Origin of the sequence: Mesorhizobium sp. C399B, from assembly GCF_030323185.1 — a bacterium.
GTDB lineage: Bacteria > Pseudomonadota > Alphaproteobacteria > Rhizobiales > Rhizobiaceae > Mesorhizobium.
Genome location: NZ_CP100472.1, coordinates 2327820 through 2345872, shown reverse-complemented (window position 1 = coordinate 2345872; position 18053 = coordinate 2327820). Strand labels below are relative to the sequence as shown.

Here is an 18053-nt window from a genome sequence, read left to right as displayed (position 1 = left end):
GATGGCCGCCGTCCGCACTTCTTCCGAAATAGGCTTCAATCGCGTCGCCATCGTCGCCGTCCTTTTGGTGACGATCATCTTCCTGGCGCCGATCTACTGGATCGCCTCGACGGCGTTCAAGCCGCGCAACCTTGCCACGACCATCCCGCCGACGGTGGTGTTCCAGCCCGAGATATCGCCGTTCGTCAAGCTGTTCACCAAGCGCTCGCAGATGCGCAACCCGCCGTCGCCGGAAGAGTATGCGGCGGCACCCTGGTGGGAACGTGTCGTCTTCGATGGCGGTGAAAAGATCGTGCGCGACGGCAAGGGCCAGGTGCAATGGTCGGGCTATCCGAGCCGCTTCATGAACTCGCTGATCATTGCCATCACCTCGACGGTGCTGGCTGTCGGCATGGGTACCTTCACCGCCTACGGCTTCTCGCGCTTCAAGGTGAAGGGGGAGGCGGATCTGCTCTTCTTCATCCTGTCGACGCGCATGCTGCCGCCGGTGGTGGTCGCGATCCCGATGTTCCTGATGTACCGGGCCGTCGGCCTCAACGATTCCCATATCGGGCTGATCATCCTTTATACCGCCTTCAACCTGTCCTTTTCGGTGTGGCTGATGAAGGGGTTCATGGACGAGATCCCGAAGGAGTATGAAGAGGCAGCGCTGGTCGACGGCTACACCCGCATGGAAGCCTTCTTCAAGATCGTGCTGCCGGAGGCCGCCACCGGCATTGCCGCGACCGCGGTTTTCTGCTTCATCACGGCGTGGAACGAGTATGCCTTCGCGCTGATCATGACCAACCGCCGCGCCCAGACGGCGCCGCCCTTCATCCCCAGCCAGGTCGGCGCCGGCCTGCCCGACTGGACGGTGATCGCCGCCGGAACCTTCCTGTTCCTGCTGCCGGTCGCAATCTTCACCTTCCTGCTCCGCAACCATTTGCTGCGCGGCATGTCCTTCGGAGCGATCCGCAAATGAGCTTTCGAGCCACCAACCAGAAATATCTCGAACCGGGGTCTCAGGTGCTGATGGTCCTCGGCATCATCGCGCTTTGCCAGCCGTGGAACCTGCTGCTGCACAGCTATGGCGTGACCATCATCCTGATCGGCCTGATCGGCTTCAACATCACCTCGAAGATCGCGCCGGCGGAGAAGGCCGGTACCGGCCAGGTGCGCAATCCGGGAGCAGAGCATTGACCCAGATTGAGCTTCGCGGCGTCCAGAAATTCTTCGGTGCGGTCCAGGTCATCAAGGACCTCAACCTCAAGATCGACGACAACGAGTTCATCGTGCTGCTCGGTCAGTCGGGTTGCGGCAAGACGACGACATTGAGGGCGGTTGCCGGGCTGGAGACGATCGACGGCGGTGACATCCTCATCGACGGCAAGCCGGTGCAACACCTCAAGGCCGCCGACCGCGACATCGCCATGGTGTTCCAGTCGTTCTCGCTCTACCCGCATATGAGCGTCTATGAGAACATTGCTTTTCCCTTGCGCGCGACGCGCAAGAGCAAGGCCGAGATCGATAGCGAGGTGCGCTCGGTCGCCAAGACGCTGCAGATCACGGAACTGCTGGCCAAGAAGCCGTCGGCGCTGTCGGGCGGCGACATGCAGCGTGTGGCCATCGGCCGGGCTCTGGTGCGGCGGCCGAAGGCGATGCTGATGGACGAGCCGATCGGCGCCCTCGACGCCAAGCTGCGCGAAGAGATGCGGGCCGAGATCAAGCGGCTGCACATCAAACAGGGCTCGACCACCATCTATGTCACGCACGACCAGATCGAGGCGATGAGCCTCGCCGACCGCATCGTGATCATGCATGAGGGCGTGCTGCAGCAGGTCGGTTCGCCTGACGAGGTCTATTCGCATCCGGCCAATCTGTTCGTGGCGCAGTTCGTCGGCAGCCCGGTGATGAACGTCGCCGATGCGGCGATCGCCGAGACCGCATCGGCGGCCTCGGTCACCGTCGGTGGCGCTGCCGCCGGCTTCGAATTTCCGCGCACGCTTTTGTCCAAGCTCAACGGCCATGCCGGCGGCCAGCTGGCGCTCGGCATCCGGCCCGAAGGCGTGCTGGTGCGCCATGAAGCAGCGGAGGGTTTCTTGCCGGTCGAGACACAGATCGTCGAGCCGCTCGGCTCGTTCGACATTGTCGATCTCAAGGTCGGCTCCAAGATGCTGCGCGCGCGCACCAAGAGCGGCTTCGTCGGCGGCCCGGGCGAAAAGGTCTTCGCCAGGATCGATCCGACGCAAGCACATTTCTTCGACACGGCAAGCGGCAAGTCGCTTGAGGTGAGGCTCTGATGGCTCATATCCAGCTCAAGAATATTTCCAAGAGCTTCGGCAACCACACCGCACTGACCGGGCTCGATCTCGAGATCGCCGATGGCGAGTTCTTCGTGCTGCTCGGCGAGACCGGCGCCGGCAAGACGACGACGCTGCGCATGATCGCGGGTCTGGAAAAGCCGACCGAGGGTCAGGTGTTCATCAACGGCGTCGACGTCGCCGACTGGGGTGCGGCCGAGCGCGACGTGGCGCTGGTGCTTCAGCAATATTCGCTCTATCCGCGCTATACGGTCCGCGAAAATCTCGAATTCCCGCTGAAGCCGAAGATCCGTCGGCTGCCGGATGCCGAGATCAAGGACCGTGTTGCACGAGCGGCCAAGACACTGCGGATCGAACATCTGCTCGACCGCAAGACCGACCGCCTTTCAGGCGGCGAAATGCAGCGCGTCTCTATCGGGCGCGCCATCGTGCGCAAGCCGCGCGTGTTCCTGATGGACGAACCGCTGTCGGCGCTCGACGCCAAGCTGCGCGAGGCGCTGCGCACGGAACTGAAGAACCTGCAGATCCAGCTCGGCGCCACCTTTCTGTTCGTCACTCACGACCAGATCGAGGCGATGTCGATGGGCGACAAGGTGGGCGTGCTCAACCATGGCCGCATCATCCAGACCGGCACGCCGCACGAGATCTACAACAATCCGCGCGATACCTATGTGGCCAGCTTCGTCGGCTCGCCGCCGATGAACCTGATCGATGGCAAGCTGGTCAACGGCCGCGCGGTGATGGCGCCGCTGAATTTCGAACTGCCTTTCTCTGGGGGTGCCAAGGCGGGCGGTGCGACCGACGGTCGCCCGCTCGTCTTCGGTATTCGACCTGAGGATGTGTATCTTGAAAGCGGTGCGCCGGTCGAGGCACGCGTCCACGATGTCGAGAACCATGGCGTGGAAAAGATCCTGACTCTGCGGGTCGGCGACACGACGCTGCGCGCCACGGTGCCGGCCAGAACCGATGTCCAGATCGAGCAGCCGGTGCGCTTTGCCTGGAATCAGGACAAGGTGGTGCTGTTCGACAAGGGCAGCGGCGTGAGCTTGCGGCACGCCAGCTAGTTGCGGTCGAACGACGGCGCCGCCTGACTATTTCTGGAAGTAGGTCTCGTAAGGCGTATCGTTGATCAGAAGGATCACGCACTCCGTCTCCGAGAGGCAGGCGTCGTCGTGCATCTCGTTGGCCTTCTGGGTCCAGTAGGATCCCGGCGGCAATTTGACCTTCGTCGCTTCGCCGCCGTCCATTTGCCAATGCGCCCACAGTCCCTTGATGACCACCGCGCGATAGTCGGCGGTGTGCGCATGAACCGGCGCGCGCCAGTTGCCGGGAACTTTCAGCAAGGTGCCCGCCGGGCCTTTGGCCCGGTCACCCCACAACGGGCCAAGGCGATGCGGCTGGTCTGGCACTTCGGCGACATAGGGGAACTTGTCGGCCGGGAGATAGCTGTCCTCGAGGGCAAAGGCGCGAGCGGGAAAGACGCAAGAAACGGCGAGCGCCAGAAACGCGCCGTCTTCGGCGGCCTGGTGGTCGACAATGCCGGTGTGGCCAGCGCCTTCGCCTCCTTGTGGCGCTGCGACCTTGCTGGCGGCGATCGTTGTGTTCGCGCGCGGCCCTAAGCGCGTCGAATAGCCGATAGCCATCCTTGGCTAAAGCAGCGGGCCCGAGAACTATCAAGGTTTTCGGGGCGTTGCTTTTGTGGTGAGAGGCCACCGTAGGGTCAGACCGCGCGGCCGTCGAAGTCGAAGACCGGCAGGCCGGTGGGATCGAAATCGGCGACGCAGTTGAGGTTGATGTAGGCGCTGCGTTCGTTGCCCTGACTGACATCCTCGGCGAAGGGATGGATGCCGCAGGTCCGGCAGAAGCGATGCGCCAACACGTGATTGTTGAACGTATAGGTGCCGAGATCATCGCCCCATGCGAGCACCTTCAGGCTGTCATGCGGGATGGCGCATAACAGCACGCCCTTGCGCCTGCACATCGAACAATTGCACCGCACGGCGCCGGTCAGTTCGGCTTTGAATTCGAACGCTACCTTGCCGCAGTGGCAGCTGCCTTTGTACAGCATCAGTCTCTTCCTATCGTTGGCAGGTGCAAAGGCACGCTGTCCGGGTTATTCCTTCCGCTGACCTAGCGGCCCATATGCCTTAAAGACGCTCCACCTTGACGGAATCCGACATCGACATGCAATCAATCCGCGATCGTCTCGAGATCATCCTGTCACGTCTTGCCAATTGCGCGGCAGGCGAGAAGGTGTTCACCAAACTCTATGCCGAGGCGGCGCGCGCAGCGGCCGAGGCCACCGATGCGCGCAAGAAGGCCGGCGTATCGCTCGGGCCGCTCGACGGCGCCATCATCTCGATCAAGGATCTGTTCGATGTCGCCGGTGAATCGACCACGGCCGGTTCGCTGATGTTGAGGGACACCGCGCCCCGTCGGCACGACGCTGCGGTCGTCAACCGTCTGCGCCAGGCCGGCGCCGTCATCATCGGCAAGACCAACATGACCGAATTCGCCTTCACCGCCATCGGCGACAACATGCACTACGGCACACCGGGCAATGCCGCCGACACCAGCCGCATTCCGGGCGGTTCGTCGTCGGGCGCCGCCGTGTCCGTTGGCGAGGGGACGAGCGACATTTCCATCGGCTCCGACACCGGCGGTTCGGTGCGCATCCCGGCATCGCTGAACGGCGTCGTCGGTTTCAAGCCGACGGCGCGGCGCGTGCCGCTGACTGGTGCCTATCCCCTTTCCGCGACGCTGGATTCGATCGGGCCGCTGGCGCTGAGTGTTGCTGCGTGTGCCCTGGCTGACGCCGCGATGACGGGCGAGCAGATGCCGCAACTGCCCCTGCCGTTAGCGCTTGCCGGGCTTCGTGTCGGCATTCCGCGCGGCCTGCTTTTCGAAGACACGGAAACGGAGATTGCCGCCGCGTTCGATCGCAGCCTTGCCGGGATCGAGCAGGCAGGCGCGTGGCTCACGGACATTTCGATCGACGACCTCATTGCCGATCTGCGCCTGGCCACCAAACGCGGCTCGATCGCGGCCATGGAAGGTGCTGAAATCCATGCCGACTGGCTGGCGACGGGCGCATCGGTGCCGGTCGATCCCCATGTCAGCGGGCCGCTGTCGCGGGCGGCGGCCATACCGACGCCGGTTTATATCAGGGCAATGCGTCGTCGCGCGGCACTGTGCATAGCCATGGACGAGCGGTTGGGTTCGGTCGATGTGCTGGCTCTGCCGACCACGCCGGTGACAGCGCCGACTATCGTTTCGATGGCCGAGGATACGGCTCTGCGTGAACGCACCGAAGGTCTGCTGCTGCGCAATACCCAGGTCGCCAACCAGTTCGACCTCTGCGCGATCTCGCTGCCGATGCCCGGCATGACGCTGCCGGCCGGACTGATGCTGGTGGCGCGCAATGGCCACGACCACCATCTGCTGCGCATCGCGGCTGAAGTCGAGCGGCTGCTCCGATAGGCAGCGAGCCGTAGGTCGGCAGTCAACGTGCCGCGCAGCGCTTGCGCTCGCTTTTCTTGGAGGAGCGTTCGATTTTGGTAACGACCAGCATCGGCGGATCGTTCGGCTGGCCGCGATGCTGGATCGATCCTCGGACGACGAGTTTTCCAGCATAAAGCTTGTCGGAGAGGTCAGGTGCCGATCTGTCCAGCGGCGGCAATTCCGTAGTGTTGAGCTCCACGCCTTTAACGACATTGCCGGTGGTCAGATCCAGCGCATTGCCTGACGGGCAGGGCGCCATCATGCAGACGATCCCATTGCTGCAATAGACATAATCGCTGCTTTGTGCCGCCGCGAGCGAAGGTAAGGCCACGATCGACGACACTGCGAGAACCAGAGATGCGAAGCGAAAACCGGACATGGTTCACGCGTCCGCCGGGAACCGTCTGCGGTAATGCTCGACCACGTCGGGATTGCGCAGATTGACAGGCAGCCGGTTGGCCAGCACCAGCAAGGTCTCGCCGGCCGCGCCCACGCCCATGCGCATCATCGATTGCTCGGTGATCCCCGCCATATGCGGGGTGACGATGACATTGTCGAAACCGAAATAGGGATGGTTTGCCGGCAGCGGCTGGGTGGCAAAGACGTCGAGTGCGGCGCCGCCGATCCGGTCTTGGCGCAAGGCCTCGATCAGCGCCTCGTCATCGATCACCGGCCCGCGCGAAATGTTGATCAAAAGCGCTTCCGGCTTCATGCGGGCAATGCGTTCGCGGCTGATCAGTCCGCGCGTTTCCGGCGTCAGCGGGCAGCAGAGCACGATGATGTCGCTCTGTTCGACCAGCGCATCGATCGACAGGAAGCCGATCCTGTCGGGTGCCGGCTGCATGCTGCGGGTCGTCGCCACGACGTCGAGGCCGAAGCCGTGCGCGGCGATATGGGCGACCGCCTGACCGATGGCGCCGAAGCCGATGATGCCGATGGTCTTGCCGGCAAGCTCGCTGGCATGGCTGGCGTGGTCGCGGCCGGCATTCCAGCCCTTGGCGCGCAAGTCGCGGTCGACCGAACGGAAGCGCCGAAGCAGGGCAAGGGCCGCGAACATCACATATTCGGCGACCGAACGCGCATTGACCGCCGGCACGTTGGCGACCAGCACGCCGGCCGCGGCCGCGGCCTCCATGGGCACCATGTCGAGCCCGGCACCGTGGCGGACCGCTGCTCTGAGTTTCGTGGCGTTTTCGAACAGCGACGGCGGCAGCGGTGCGCGAACGATGATGACGTCGGCATGCTTCGCCTCGGCGGTCAGCGTTGCCGCATCGAGCGCTGAGGCGACGACGAGTTCGCCGGCGCCCGCCAGCATGGCGGAGGCACGCGGGTGCAGCGTGTGCGTCGACAGGATTCTGGGCATGGGGCTCTCGCTAGTCGCAATTCTCAAAGGAAAGCGCCGCGCGCTTTTCCCAGAAAAACCGTTTCACACCTTTCCTGGAATTGCACTAGACCTTCTCAAGTGCCAGGCTTTGCGCTTGCGCCTCCCGGCCCTCGATGATCCCCTTCCAGTAGCTTTCCGCGCCTTGCAGGTGGGCGCTCATCAGCGCCTGGGCGAGATTGCCGTCGCGACGCAGCAGCGCCTCGTAGATCTGGATATGCTCGGCATGCGAGCGCACTGAGCGCTCGGGATCGTTGAAGTAGATCGGCAGCCGCTGCTCGCCCATCAGGTAATAGACACTGCAGATATTGTGGAAGACGCCGTTCTTGGTCGCCCGCACGATTTCGAGGTGGAATTCGCGGTCTTCCTTGGCGAGGCCTTCGCCGGCGGCGATGCACTCCTCCGAGGCTTTCAGGATCTCCCGCAGGCGTTCGAAATTCTCTTCGGTGGCACGCGAACAGGCAAGTTCGGCGGCCTTGATCTCGTGGATCTTGCGCAGTTCGACGGTTTCGTAGATCTGCACCGGATCGAGCGGCAGGCCCGCGCGGGCGAAAAGAGCCAAGGCTTCTACACTGGCCTGCCTGGTGTCGACATAGATGCCGGATTTGGCGCGGCGCTCGACGATGCGCATGGCCTCCAGAATGGCCAGCGCTTCGCGGATCTGGCCGCGGCTGACGACGAAATGCTCCGCCAGTTCGCGCTCCGAAGGCGTGCGGCCGGTCTCCTTGTCCGAATGGGCGAAGAGATAGGCGGCGAGCTCGGCGAGAAGGTTCTTTTCTTTCATCGTCAACCGCGTTGCGCGTGCGCCTCCAGGAACCGCTCCGAAATGGTGAATCCCAGACCCGGCTTTTCAGGGATCGCTATCATACCGTCCCTTGCTTCGACAGTCTCTTCGATAAGATCGTGGATCATCGGGTTGGCGCCGAGCGAATATTCGACGGTAAAACTGGCAGGCGAGGCCGCACAAACATGCAGGCCGGCGAAGAAGCATGGCGCGCCGGCCCACAGATGCGGGGCAAAGCGCAGATTGAAGGCACTGGCGATGGTGCCGATCTTCATCGCCTCGCTGATACCGCCGCAAAAGGCCGGATCCGGCTGGAAGATGTCGGCGGATTTCAGCACCGCGAGATCGCGGAAGGCGTAGCGCGTCGCTTCGCTTTCGCCGGTGGCGATCGGGATCGAGCCCGAGGCGCGCACCTCGGCCATACCAGCCTTGTCGTCGGCGATAACAGGCTCCTCGAACCAGGCGAGGTCGAGATCGCTGGCCAGGCTGATGAAGCGCTTGGCCTCGGCCACCGTATAGGTGCCATGCGCGTCGACCATCAACTCGACGTCAGGACCGAGCGCCTGCCGTGCGGCGCGGACGCGGGCGGCGGAAATGTGCGGGGCGCCGTCCATGGCGCCGACGCGCATCTTCAGCGCCTTGAAGCCGCCTTTGGCGATGTAGGATTTGAGCTGCTCGCCGATAGCCTCGGCGGCAGCCCAGCCGCCGGAGGCGTAGGCCGGCATGCGGTCGAGCTTGCGGCCGCCGATGAGCCGCCACACCGGCTGTCCCAACGACTTGCCCAGAATATCCCAGAGCGCGATATCGACGGCGCTGATTGCCGCAATGCTCATGCCGCGCCGCGCCAGCTGCGGCATGGCATGGCCGGCGCGCGCGGCACTGTCATGGCGCACGCCGTTGTAGAGCATCTCCCAGATCATGCCGATGTCGGCGGGGTCGCGGCCGATCAGCTGCGGCCCGACCTCGTGATTCAGCATGTAGACCAGCGCACCATAGCTGCCGGCGCTGCCGGCGGCGTTCTTGCCCTCGCCCCAGCCGATCAGCCCGTCGTCAGTCTCAATGCGCAGGATGGCGGCGTCGAACGTCGTCACCTGGCCAAAGTCGCTGCGATGCTGCTTCGCGGCCTCAATCGGCACGCGGACCCACCACGCCTGGACCGTTTTGATGCGCATCCCGATCGGCTACTTGATCAGCGGCAGCAGCGTTTCGGCCGTGATGCGCATCTGGTCGGTGTAGAATTTCTCCGTCAGCACGCTGGAGCCGTGATCCTGGATGAACTTCAGCTGTTCGGGAGAAATGTCGACCGGATTCCGGTCGACCATGTCGGGATAGGGCGCGGCGGGTGTGCGGTCGACGGGCGCGACGAATTCGTTGGTCAGCGCGCCGTCATAGCCGACTTCCTTCAGCGTCTGCACGATCCGTGGCCAATCGATCTGGCCAAGGCCGGCGGCAAAGCGGTTGTTGTCGGCGACGTGGAAGTCGAACAGCCGTTTGCCGACCTGACGGATCGCGTCATGGACGTTAAATTCTTCCATATGGATGTGATAGGCGTCGAGGCAGACGCCGCATTCGGGGCTCACCGCATCGGCCAGGGCCAACGCCTGCGCGCCGCGGTTGAACAAATAGGTCTCGAAGCGGTTGAGCGGCTCGACCGCGATCTTGACGCCGACCTTCTTGGCATGGGTGAAGCATTCGCGGGTGGCGTCGACCACCCACTTCCATTCCTCTTCCTCGGTGCCGTCCGGCACCACTTTGCCGACGGTCGCGGGCACCAGCGTTATGATCTCGCCATCAAGTTCGCTGACCATGGTCAGCACGTCCTTGACGTACTGCACCGAGCGTTCGCGCTGGCCCTGGTCCCTGGCGGCAAGGTTGCGTTCGCCCAGCATCAGCGTCACCGACCCCCAGCAGCGGATGCCGTATTCTTTCAGCAGCGCGCGGGTCTCCTTGGTCTTGTATTGCTCGGGCTCGCCGGAAATCTCGATCGACTCGTAGCCGAATTTCTTGATGCGCTTCAGCGTCACCTCCAACGGTTCCGCGCGCATCCAGTTGTGCGTCGAAAGATGCATGGTCTATCCTTCCCAGAATTCGTCTGTGCCAGTTCGCCTGCGATGCGCCCCACAAGGCGCGTCGCGTGTTTCCTCCCCAAGGCGCTCCAGCGTTTTTGCGCAACTGGTTCGACCAATTGGGCCCTAATGGAGGTCTACAGCAATTTTTGTCGCGCGGCAAGAACCGCCGCCATGCGATATCGGCATCTGTGTACCGTATTGATTATGCTGGTATATATCGCCAAAAATGGAATGCCCTGGCAGCTTTGCGCGTGAGTCAAATGGCTTGACCCATTTTCGGTATTTGGTAATACCAGAATGCCGATACGAGAATGCACATCACGAGAGACCAAAGAGGCTGGCCCTGCTTTCATCAGACGCTATGCTTGGTCCTTGGAAAAATGAATTGGGAGGATGCCGATGCCGTCGACAATGAAGGGTCCGGGGCTGTTTCTGGCGCAGTTCGCGGGGGATACCGCGCCGTTCAATTCGCTGGCCTCGATCACCAAATGGGCGGCCGGTCTCGGTTACAAGGGCGTGCAGATCCCGACCTGGGATGCACGCCTGTTCGACCTCAAGAAGGCGGCATCTTCCAAGACCTATTGCGACGAGGTGAAAGGCATCTGCGCGGATGCCGGCGTCGAGATCACCGAACTGTCGACGCATCTTCAAGGGCAGCTGGTGGCGGTGCACCCGGCCTATGATGCCCAGTTCGACGGCTTTGCACCGCCTGCGGTGCACAACAACCCCAAGGCCAGGCAGAAATGGGCGGTCGAACAGATGGAGTTCGGCGCCAAGGCCTCGAAGAATCTTGGCCTGAAAGCCTCGGTGACGTTTTCCGGCGCCCTAGCTTTCCCGTACCTCTATCCCTGGCCACAGCGGCCGGCCGGGCTGATCGAGGAGGCCTTCGCCGAGCTCGGCACACGCTGGAAGCCGATCCTGGACGTCTATGACGAAAACGGCGTCGATGTCGGCTATGAGATCCATCCTGGCGAGGACATCTTCGACGGCGCAACCTTCGAGATGTTCCTGGATGCGGTTGGCGGTCACAAGCGCTGCAACATCAACTACGACCCGTCGCATTTCCTTTTGCAGCAGCTCGACTATCTCGAATTCATCGACATCTATCACGAGCGGATCAAGGCCTTCCATGCCAAGGATGCCGAGTTCAATCCGACGGGGCGGCAAGGCGTCTATTCCGGCTATCAGAGCTGGACCAATCGCGCGGGGCGATTCCGCTCGCTTGGCGACGGGCAGGTCGATTTCGGCGGCATCTTCTCCAAGCTTACCCAGTATGGCTACGATTCCTGGGCGGTGCTCGAGTGGGAGTGTTGCCTCAAGCATCCGGAGGACGGCGCGGCCGAAGGCGCGCCCTTCATCCAGCACCACATTATCCGGGTGACGGAAAAGGCCTTTGATGATTTCGCCGGCGGCACCACCGACAAGAAGATGCTGCGCGCCATGATGGGTATTTGACACAAGCAGGAGAAAGACATGGTCGGCGCATCGAAGTCGGAAGCGGGGGGCGGCCCGATCCGCTATGGTATGGTCGGCGGCGGCCAAGGCGCCTTCATCGGCGCGGTGCACCGGATCGCGGCGCGCATGGACAATGACTTCGTGCTGGTGGCCGGCGCCCTGTCGGCCAATCCCGAGCGCGCCAAGGCTTCCGCCGCCGAACTCGGTCTCGACCCGGCGCGCAGCTACGCCTCCTATGCCGAGATGGCCAAGGCCGAGGCCAAGCGCCCGGACGGCATCGAGGCGGTGGCGATCGTCACCCCCAACAATGTGCACGTGCCGGCGGCCAAGGTCTTCCTCGAGGCGGGCATCCACGTCATCTGCGACAAGCCGCTGGCGACGACTTTGGCCGAGGCCAAGAAGCTCGCGGCGATAGTCGAGAAGACCGGCAAGGTGTTCGTGCTGACGCACAATTACACGGCCTATCCGATGGTCCGCCAGGCGCGCGAGATGGTGGCCAAGGGCCAGCTTGGCGACATCCGCATCGTGCAATCCGAGTACCCGCAGGATTGGCTGACCGAAGACCTTGCCGCCACCGGCCAGAAGCAGGCGGCGTGGCGCTCCGACCCCAAGCAGGCGGGCGCGGGCGGCGCGCTCGGCGACATCGGCACCCATGCCTACAATCTGGCGCGGTTCGTCTCGGGTCTGGAACTCGATTCCCTGTCGGCCGATCTCGACGCTTTCGTGCCGGGGCGGCTGCTCGACGACAATGTCAATGTCATGCTGCGCTTCAAGCCGGTCGGCAAGGTGCATCCGGCCAAGGGCATGATCTGGGCAAGCCAGGTGGCGCCCGGCCACGAGAACGGGCTGAAGCTGCGCATCTATGGCTCGAAAGGCGGGCTGGAATGGGTGCAGGCCGATCCGAACTATCTCTGGTACACGCCGTTCGGCCAGCCCAAGCAGCTGCTCACCCGCAACGGCGCCGGCGCGCTGCCGGTTGCGGCACGCGTCAGCCGCGTTCCGTCTGGCCATCCGGAAGGCTATCTCGAAGGCTTCGCCAACATCTACCAGGAGGCGGCGCGCGCGATCCGCGCGGCACGCAAGAAGGGCGGCAGACCGGGCAAGGACGTGGTGTTCCCGACCTTCCAGGACGGCGTCGAAGGTATGGCGTTCATCGAGGCCTGCGTGAAGTCGTCGAAGAAGAACGGGGCGTGGACGAAACTTTAGGGAGCGCCGGCGCCAAGTCTCTTCTCCCTTCGGGGAGAAGGTGGCCGCGAAGCGGCCGAATGAGGGCGCATGGTGCGAGGTGCGAAAGAAACCAGCGCGCCGTCAAATGGGGAGGGGCTGTCGATGAAAATCGGCATGTGCATGTTTTTGTGGACGACTTCCGTGTCTAAGAAACACGAGCCGTTGCTGCGCGACATCAAGGCGACCGGCTTCGACGGCGTCGAGATACCGATCTTCTCAGGCACGCCAGAGGACTACAAGAAGCTTGGCGATCTGCTCGACCGCATCGGGTTGGAGCGCACGGCTGTTACGGCGATGGGCGACCCGGCGATGAATCTGATTTCGCCGGATGCCGTGACCCGCAAGGCCGGCATCGGCTACATGAAATGGGCGATCGATTGCGCCCAGGCGCTCGGCGCGAGTACGCTGAGCGGGCCGCTGCATTCGACGCTCGGCGCCTTCTCCGGCAGCGGGCCGACCGCTGCCGAGAAGAAGCGCTCGATCGCCTCGCAGCGCGCCATTGGCGATCATGCCGGCAAGCGGAACGTTACCATCGGGTTGGAGGCGCTCAACCGTTTCGAGTGCTATCTGCTGAACACGATGGCCGATCTGTCCGAGCACGTCGATGCCATCGACCGGCCGCACATCAAGGCGATGTACGACACCTTCCACGCCAATATCGAGGAAGCCGACCCGATCGGCGCCTATACGAAGCACCGCAGGAATGTCGTGCACATCCACCTTTCGGAGAACGATCGCGGCGTGCCGGGACGCGGGAACATTCCGTGGAAAGAGACTTTCGCGGCCATCCGCAAGAGCGGCTATGACGACTGGCTGACGATCGAGGCGTTTGGCAGGTCGCTGAAGGATCTGGCGGCGGCGACCAAGGTGTGGCGGGATTTTTCCGAGACGCCGGAGGCAGTTTATCGCGAGGGATACAGGCATATCAGGGATGGGTGGAAGCGGGCGGCTTAGCCGCGCCGCCCAAGGAGTGCTGCGTTCCTTCACACCCCCCTCTGTCCGGCAGGACAGAGGGGGGTGCTGTCCCTCGCACGTCACCCCTCCTCGGCCTGCATCCTGTTGTAATCAGGTCCGGCTGAGCCGGCGTCTCAGGAAATTCGAGATGTTGTCGAACACAAACACGACGAGCAGGATCAGCAGCACCATGTAGAAGACGTTGGCCCAGTTGGAATTGGTGCGCATGGCTTCCCAGAGTTTCAGGCCGATGCCGCCAGCGCCGACGGCGCCGATGATGGTGGCGCCTCTTGTGTTGGATTCCCACTGGTAGAGCGTCTGGCTGATGAAGACCGGGATCACTTCCGGCATGACCCCATAGCGCTGCACCAGCAGGCCGTTGGCGCCGGTCGACTTGATGCCCTCGCGCGGTTTGTCGTCGATGTTTTCCAGGCTTTCCGAATAGATTTTGCCGAGCGTGCCTATTTCGGTGAAGAAGATCGCGGCGCTGCCGGCGAGCGGTCCCGGGCCGAAGGCGCGGGTGAAGAACAGCGCCCAGATCAGCATGTCGACCGATCGCATGAAATCGAAGAAGCGCTTGAGCACCTGGCCGAACAATCCGCTCGGCGTGATGTTGCGGGCGGCGAAGAAGGCGAGCGGGAAGGCGACGAGGCCGCCGAGCAACGTGCCGAGAAAGGCCATGACGATGGTCTGCAGCAGTTTCGTCCAGACGTCGCCATGCTGCCACTCCGCATTGTTCCAGATGTTGTCGCCGGCGAGCGCGAGGTTCGAGGTGCCAGGCTTAAGTTCCGGTCCGGACCAGATCAGCGAGATCACTTCACTGGCCGATTTGCCGAAGAAGGGCGAGCGCGTGTCGAAGACGAAATTTGCCCAGCCGAGGAAGCGCTTGCGGACCTTGACGCGATCGACGGTGACGCGCACTTCGCCGACAAAGCCCATCCTGGCGACGATCTCGTCGTCATGCGCGGTGATCCAGCCAGGCACCGGACCTGTAATTACCGGCTTACCGCTGGTCAGCGCCACCGGCACCGTCTCGCCATTGGCGACGATCGTCGCTTTGGTCTTGTCGAAGGTGACGGACCTGGCCGCGCCATCGATCAGGACGGTGAAGGTGCCATCCGCGTTCTTGACAACCCAGTCGGGATCTGGGTTCTCGCCGAGTGCTGAAAACCGCGGGTATTTCGGCGTGATTTCGGGCTGGTCGAGGCGGAATTCAGGCTGCAGATCGTTGCTGATCCATTGCGTCAGGAAGAGCGGCAGGCGCTCCCAATGCGAGTCGCGCATCACCTGCGGCAGGTTGAAAAACCACAAGGCGTAAACGAGGTAGAGCAGGATGCCGCCGAACAGGAACAGCGGCGCGAAGCGCTTGTAGGCCGGCCGCCGAAAGATTTGCGGATAGCGTTCCTCGATCGACTGGACCTGATCAGTGGTCAAAGCGGTCATTTAAGCGCTCATCAGAAAAGCTTGCTCGCCGACCAGCTTGCGGCGCAGCCAGGCGGAGAACTGGTCGACGATGAAGATCGTCGTGAACAACAGCAGCACCAACGCCACCGTCTTGGCGCCGAAGCCGCGCGAGATCGACAGCTTCAATTCCTCGCCGATGCCGCCGCCGCCGACGGCGCCGATGATGGTCGACGCCCGCACGTTGATCTCGACGCGCAGCAATGTGTAGGACATGAAGTTGGGCAGCACCTGCGGCAGGTCGGCGAAGCGCACGCGCTCGAACCAGTTGCCGCCGACCGCCCTCAGGCCTTCCTCGGCGCGCATGTCGATGTTCTCGTTGATCTCGTAGAACAGCTTGCCCAGCGCGCCGATCGAATGCAGTCCGATGGCGATGATGGCGGCAATCGGGCCGGTCGAGACGATGGCCGCGAACAGGCCGGCAATGACGATCTCGGGAAAGGCGCGCAGCAATTCCATGAAGCGCTTGACGACGAGCCGCAGCACCGGATGCGGCGTCAGGTTGCGCGCGGCGATGAAGGAAAACGGCACGGCGAAGATGAAGCCGATGAAGGTCGAGACCAGCGCCACGTTGAGTGTGGTCAGCATCAGCTCGAAATATTCGGGGATGTAGAAGCCGCCCCAGACATAGACGCGGCCGAGCGGGAAGTTGAACTCCTGGGTGCCGGTGTCATGCGGCGAGGCGATGTCGAACAGCGCCCGCCAGACGTCGTTCCAGTCCTTCGGGATCAGCCAGCTGAGGAAGTCGAATATATGCGGCAGCCGGTCCCAGAAGTGACCGGCATTGGCCTCGTCGGCGAACCACATGCTCGACAGCGTCGCCGCCAGCAGCAGGCCGATGCCGAGGATGGTATAAAGCCGCCGCAACGATATCTGGCGCTGCCAGGCGTTGGCTACCTGCAGGGTCGCGTTGGAGCGGGCTGTTGCTGAGATGGTCATGATCGGGACATGCAAAAAGGGCGGCGTTTTTCACGTCGCCCTTTCTGATTTTGCCGTCAGCCGCCGATGGCTGCCTTACGGGCTTCGACGATGACGTTGTAGAAGTCAGGCTTGACCGGGACGTAACCGGTGAAGTCGCCGCCTTCGACGCCTTCGAAACAGGCCTTGTCCTTCTTCGGCAGGTCGGTGAAGAAGGCGGCAAGCTTGGCGGTCATGTCGTCGCCGAGCGCGGTGCGCACGACCAGCGGGCCGTTCGGGATCAGGCCCGAGCGCCAGACTTCGACGAAGTCGTTGGGGTCGACGGCGCCCTTGGCGGTGACCTTGTGGAAGGTGCCGGAGGTGTAGCCGTTCTTGAAGTCGCCGATGCCGGAGGAATCGTCAACCGCAACGTCGACCTTGCCGTCGCGAACGGCGAGGATGTTGTTTTCATGGCCGCCATTGAACTGGGTCGAGGCGAAGTAGGCGTCGTTCGAGGCGCCGGTGTCCTTCGGGATCTGGGTCAGCGGGATCAGGTAGCCCGAGGTCGAGTCCGGATCGGCGTAGCCGAGCTTCTTGCCCTTGGCCGACTTGATGTCGGTAATGCCCGAAGACTTCAGCGCCAGGCCGATGGAATAATAGCCGGTGGCGCCGTCGGTCTGCTGGGTGGTGAGGATCGGGGTGACCGCCTTCGGGTCCTTGATGTAGACGCTGGCGTAGCCGGAAGCGCCGAGTTCGGCGAAGTCGAGCGTGCCGCCGAGCAGGCCCTGGATGACGCCGTCATAGTCGGCGGCGGGGAACAGCGAGACCTTTTCGAAGCCGAATTCGGTCTTCAGGTGATCGGCCAGGCACTGATAGTTGCGCAGGCGGTCGGTTTCGTTCTCTCCGCCGAGGATGCCGACGCGGAATTCCTTGAGGTCGGCCGCATGCGCGGCGCTGGTTGTCATGGCGAGGGCCGAAACGGCGCCGAATACCATCTTCCTGAACATTTGATGTCTCTCCTGTAAGTTCCGGCCCCGCGCCGGCAGCGTTCTTGATTTTTGCAAGTGCCCTTGACGCGGGCGGTCGATCCAGTGCGGCTCAGTTTTGGTCCATGATCTTTTCCGAAAACCGGTATCCACTTTTCGGGATCATGGATCAGTACCCGGGGAATGCGGGCTCGAGCGGGCTGGCGGATGCGGCGATCTTTTGCTTGTAGGCGATGCTGGTCGAGGTGATGGCCTCGGAGATATCGACGCCGTTGCCGTCGGCGCCATAGACCAGGCGCACGGCCTCGCGGTTGAGCGCTTCCGGCGGACCGTCGAAGACGATCTTGCCGGCAGCCATGCCGATGATGCGGTTGCAATAGGTGCGGGCGGTGTCCAGCGTGTGCAGATTGGTGACGACGGTGATGCCTTCGCGCAGGTTGATGTCCTGCAGCGAGTCCATCACCACCTTGGCGTTGAGCGGGTCGAGCGAAGCGATCGGCTCATCGGCGAGCAGCACCTTGGGCTGCTGCATCATGGCGCGGGCAATGGCGACGCGCTGCTGCTGGCCGCCAGACAGCGTGCCGGCTGGCTGCAGTGCGGTGCGGGCGATGTCGAGGCGCTCGAGTGCTGCAATCGCCTCGGCGCATTCGGCGCGGGTAAACATGCCGAGCAGGTTGGAAAAGGTCGAGCGATGATTGAGACGGCCGAGCAGCACATTGGTCAGCACATCGAGGCGCGGCACCAGGTTGAACTGCTGGAAGATCATGGCGCAGTCGCGCTGCCAGCGTCGCAGCGGCGAGCCACGCAGCCGCGAGACCTCGGCACCGTCAAAAAAAATCGATCCCTGGCTGGGGTCGATGAGACGGTTGATCATGCGAAGGAGGGTGGATTTGCCGGCGCCGGAACGACCGATGATGCCGACCATCTGGCCCTGCGGGATCGACAGGTCGATGGCGCTGACGGCGGTGTTCTTGCCAAATCGGCGCGAGACGCCGCGGATTTCGAGCGTGGCAGGGGTCGACAACATCGAAGAGTTCC

Annotated in this window: 19 protein-coding genes; 8 read left to right on the top strand and 11 right to left on the bottom strand. The window is 63.1% G+C overall.

Going from position 1 to position 18053, the window contains the following annotated elements:
• Position 1: 1 nt before the first annotated feature.
• Genes NLY36_RS11115 through NLY36_RS11100 form a run of 4 tightly spaced genes read left to right on the top strand, consistent with a single transcriptional unit; the run spans position 2 to position 3364 of the window.
• On the top strand, positions 2–961 hold the full coding sequence (locus tag NLY36_RS11115; protein WP_023682998.1) for a carbohydrate ABC transporter permease: 960 nt from the start codon (positions 2–4) through the stop codon (positions 959–961).
• Entirely contained in the window at positions 958–1179 is a 222-nt protein-coding gene (locus tag NLY36_RS11110; protein ID WP_023698988.1) for a hypothetical protein, read from the top strand. The genes NLY36_RS11115 and NLY36_RS11110 overlap by 4 nt, the downstream gene beginning before the upstream one ends.
• Positions 1176–2279, top strand: coding sequence for an ABC transporter ATP-binding protein (locus NLY36_RS11105; protein WP_023683000.1), 1104 nt, complete (start codon positions 1176–1178; stop codon positions 2277–2279). Before NLY36_RS11110 ends, NLY36_RS11105 begins: the two co-directional genes overlap by 4 nt.
• Positions 2279–3364 carry an ABC transporter ATP-binding protein gene (locus NLY36_RS11100; protein WP_023686632.1) on the top strand — a complete coding sequence of 362 codons (1086 nt, stop codon included), beginning with the start codon at positions 2279–2281 and terminating at the stop codon, positions 3362–3364. Before NLY36_RS11105 ends, NLY36_RS11100 begins: the two co-directional genes overlap by 1 nt.
• Before the next feature lie 27 nt (positions 3365–3391).
• Here NLY36_RS11100 and NLY36_RS11095 read toward each other — a convergent pair whose 3' ends face one another.
• Both NLY36_RS11095 and NLY36_RS11090 read right to left on the bottom strand, forming a co-directional pair.
• A complete protein-coding gene (locus tag NLY36_RS11095) occupies positions 3392–3802 on the bottom strand; it encodes a DUF4437 domain-containing protein (protein ID WP_031249035.1) in 411 nt (136 codons plus the stop codon).
• Between the two features lie 218 nt (positions 3803–4020).
• The gene (locus NLY36_RS11090; RefSeq protein WP_023735150.1) at positions 4021–4368 is read right to left on the bottom strand and encodes a GFA family protein; all 348 of its coding nucleotides are present in this window, start codon (positions 4366–4368) and stop codon (positions 4021–4023) included.
• Positions 4369–4484: 116 nt separating this feature from the next.
• Here NLY36_RS11090 and NLY36_RS11085 point away from each other — a divergent pair, with 116 nt between their 5' ends.
• A complete protein-coding gene (locus NLY36_RS11085; RefSeq protein ID WP_023735149.1) occupies positions 4485–5780 on the top strand; it encodes an amidase in 1296 nt (431 codons plus the stop codon).
• A 22-nt stretch (positions 5781–5802) separates the two neighbouring features.
• On the opposite strand, the gene NLY36_RS11080 is transcribed toward NLY36_RS11085, so the two are convergent.
• From NLY36_RS11080 to NLY36_RS11060, 5 genes are all read right to left on the bottom strand, one after another.
• Positions 5803–6180, bottom strand: coding sequence for a hypothetical protein (locus tag NLY36_RS11080; protein WP_023692018.1), 378 nt, complete (start codon positions 6178–6180; stop codon positions 5803–5805).
• A 3-nt stretch (positions 6181–6183) separates the two neighbouring features.
• Positions 6184–7164, bottom strand: a complete 981-nt coding sequence (locus tag NLY36_RS11075) for an NAD(P)-dependent oxidoreductase (protein WP_023735148.1) — start codon at positions 7162–7164, stop codon at positions 6184–6186.
• 85 nt (positions 7165–7249) lie between these two features.
• Positions 7250–7966 (bottom strand): FadR/GntR family transcriptional regulator, encoded by a 717-nt coding sequence (locus NLY36_RS11070; RefSeq protein WP_023686625.1) that lies wholly within the window; start codon positions 7964–7966, stop codon positions 7250–7252.
• A gap of 2 nt (positions 7967–7968) precedes the next feature.
• Positions 7969–9138, bottom strand: coding sequence for a mandelate racemase/muconate lactonizing enzyme family protein (locus NLY36_RS11065; RefSeq protein ID WP_023686624.1), 1170 nt, complete (start codon positions 9136–9138; stop codon positions 7969–7971).
• A gap of 9 nt (positions 9139–9147) precedes the next feature.
• Positions 9148–10035 (bottom strand): sugar phosphate isomerase/epimerase family protein, encoded by an 888-nt coding sequence (locus tag NLY36_RS11060; RefSeq protein ID WP_023669836.1) that lies wholly within the window; start codon positions 10033–10035, stop codon positions 9148–9150.
• 399 nt (positions 10036–10434) lie between these two features.
• Here NLY36_RS11060 and NLY36_RS11055 point away from each other — a divergent pair, with 399 nt between their 5' ends.
• The 3 genes from NLY36_RS11055 (at position 10435) to NLY36_RS11045 (ending at position 13671) form a co-directional block, all read left to right on the top strand.
• A complete protein-coding gene (locus NLY36_RS11055; protein ID WP_023726430.1) occupies positions 10435–11490 on the top strand; it encodes a sugar phosphate isomerase/epimerase family protein in 1056 nt (351 codons plus the stop codon).
• An 18-nt stretch (positions 11491–11508) separates the two neighbouring features.
• On the top strand, positions 11509–12696 hold the full coding sequence (locus NLY36_RS11050; protein WP_023735147.1) for a Gfo/Idh/MocA family protein: 1188 nt from the start codon (positions 11509–11511) through the stop codon (positions 12694–12696).
• Between the two features lie 123 nt (positions 12697–12819).
• Positions 12820–13671 carry a sugar phosphate isomerase/epimerase family protein gene (locus NLY36_RS11045; RefSeq protein ID WP_023735146.1) on the top strand — a complete coding sequence of 284 codons (852 nt, stop codon included), beginning with the start codon at positions 12820–12822 and terminating at the stop codon, positions 13669–13671.
• A 111-nt stretch (positions 13672–13782) separates the two neighbouring features.
• Here NLY36_RS11045 and phnE (NLY36_RS11040) read toward each other — a convergent pair whose 3' ends face one another.
• From phnE (NLY36_RS11040) to phnC, 4 genes are all read right to left on the bottom strand, one after another.
• Positions 13783–15114, bottom strand: a complete 1332-nt coding sequence (gene phnE, locus NLY36_RS11040) for a phosphonate ABC transporter, permease protein PhnE (RefSeq protein ID WP_031249034.1) — start codon at positions 15112–15114, stop codon at positions 13783–13785.
• Positions 15115–16071, bottom strand: coding sequence for a phosphonate ABC transporter, permease protein PhnE (gene phnE, locus NLY36_RS11035; RefSeq protein WP_023735145.1), 957 nt, complete (start codon positions 16069–16071; stop codon positions 15115–15117). It lies immediately after the preceding gene.
• 56 nt (positions 16072–16127) lie between these two features.
• Complete coding sequence (phnD, locus tag NLY36_RS11030; protein ID WP_023735144.1) at positions 16128–17036, bottom strand: phosphonate ABC transporter substrate-binding protein; 909 nt, start codon at positions 17034–17036, stop codon at positions 16128–16130.
• Positions 17037–17184: 148 nt separating this feature from the next.
• Positions 17185–18042 carry a phosphonate ABC transporter ATP-binding protein gene (gene phnC, locus NLY36_RS11025; RefSeq protein ID WP_023669829.1) on the bottom strand — a complete coding sequence of 286 codons (858 nt, stop codon included), beginning with the start codon at positions 18040–18042 and terminating at the stop codon, positions 17185–17187.
• Between the last annotated feature and the right edge of the window lie 11 nt (positions 18043–18053).

Bases quoted from the DNA above. Each gene is read 5' to 3' on its own strand.
- NLY36_RS11115 (WP_023682998.1), top strand. From the start codon at position 2: ATGGCCGCCGTCCGCACTTCTTCCGAAATAGGCTTCAATCGCGTCGCC.
- NLY36_RS11110 (WP_023698988.1), top strand. From the start codon at position 958: ATGAGCTTTCGAGCCACCAACCAGAAATATCTCGAACCGGGGTCTCAG.
- NLY36_RS11100 (WP_023686632.1), top strand. From the start codon at position 2,279: ATGGCTCATATCCAGCTCAAGAATATTTCCAAGAGCTTCGGCAACCAC.
- NLY36_RS11090 (WP_023735150.1), bottom strand. From the start codon at position 4,368: ATGCTGTACAAAGGCAGCTGCCACTGCGGCAAGGTAGCGTTCGAATTC.
- NLY36_RS11085 (WP_023735149.1), top strand. From the start codon at position 4,485: ATGCAATCAATCCGCGATCGTCTCGAGATCATCCTGTCACGTCTTGCC.
- NLY36_RS11080 (WP_023692018.1), bottom strand. From the start codon at position 6,180: ATGTCCGGTTTTCGCTTCGCATCTCTGGTTCTCGCAGTGTCGTCGATC.
- NLY36_RS11075 (WP_023735148.1), bottom strand. From the start codon at position 7,164: ATGCCCAGAATCCTGTCGACGCACACGCTGCACCCGCGTGCCTCCGCC.
- NLY36_RS11070 (WP_023686625.1), bottom strand. From the start codon at position 7,966: ATGAAAGAAAAGAACCTTCTCGCCGAGCTCGCCGCCTATCTCTTCGCC.
- NLY36_RS11065 (WP_023686624.1), bottom strand. From the start codon at position 9,138: ATGCGCATCAAAACGGTCCAGGCGTGGTGGGTCCGCGTGCCGATTGAG.
- NLY36_RS11060 (WP_023669836.1), bottom strand. From the start codon at position 10,035: ATGCATCTTTCGACGCACAACTGGATGCGCGCGGAACCGTTGGAGGTG.
- NLY36_RS11055 (WP_023726430.1), top strand. From the start codon at position 10,435: ATGCCGTCGACAATGAAGGGTCCGGGGCTGTTTCTGGCGCAGTTCGCG.
- NLY36_RS11050 (WP_023735147.1), top strand. From the start codon at position 11,509: ATGGTCGGCGCATCGAAGTCGGAAGCGGGGGGCGGCCCGATCCGCTAT.
- NLY36_RS11045 (WP_023735146.1), top strand. From the start codon at position 12,820: ATGAAAATCGGCATGTGCATGTTTTTGTGGACGACTTCCGTGTCTAAG.
- phnE (WP_031249034.1), bottom strand. From the start codon at position 15,114: ATGACCGCTTTGACCACTGATCAGGTCCAGTCGATCGAGGAACGCTAT.
- phnE (WP_023735145.1), bottom strand. From the start codon at position 16,071: ATGACCATCTCAGCAACAGCCCGCTCCAACGCGACCCTGCAGGTAGCC.
- phnD (WP_023735144.1), bottom strand. From the start codon at position 17,036: ATGTTCAGGAAGATGGTATTCGGCGCCGTTTCGGCCCTCGCCATGACA.
- phnC (WP_023669829.1), bottom strand. From the start codon at position 18,042: ATGTTGTCGACCCCTGCCACGCTCGAAATCCGCGGCGTCTCGCGCCGA.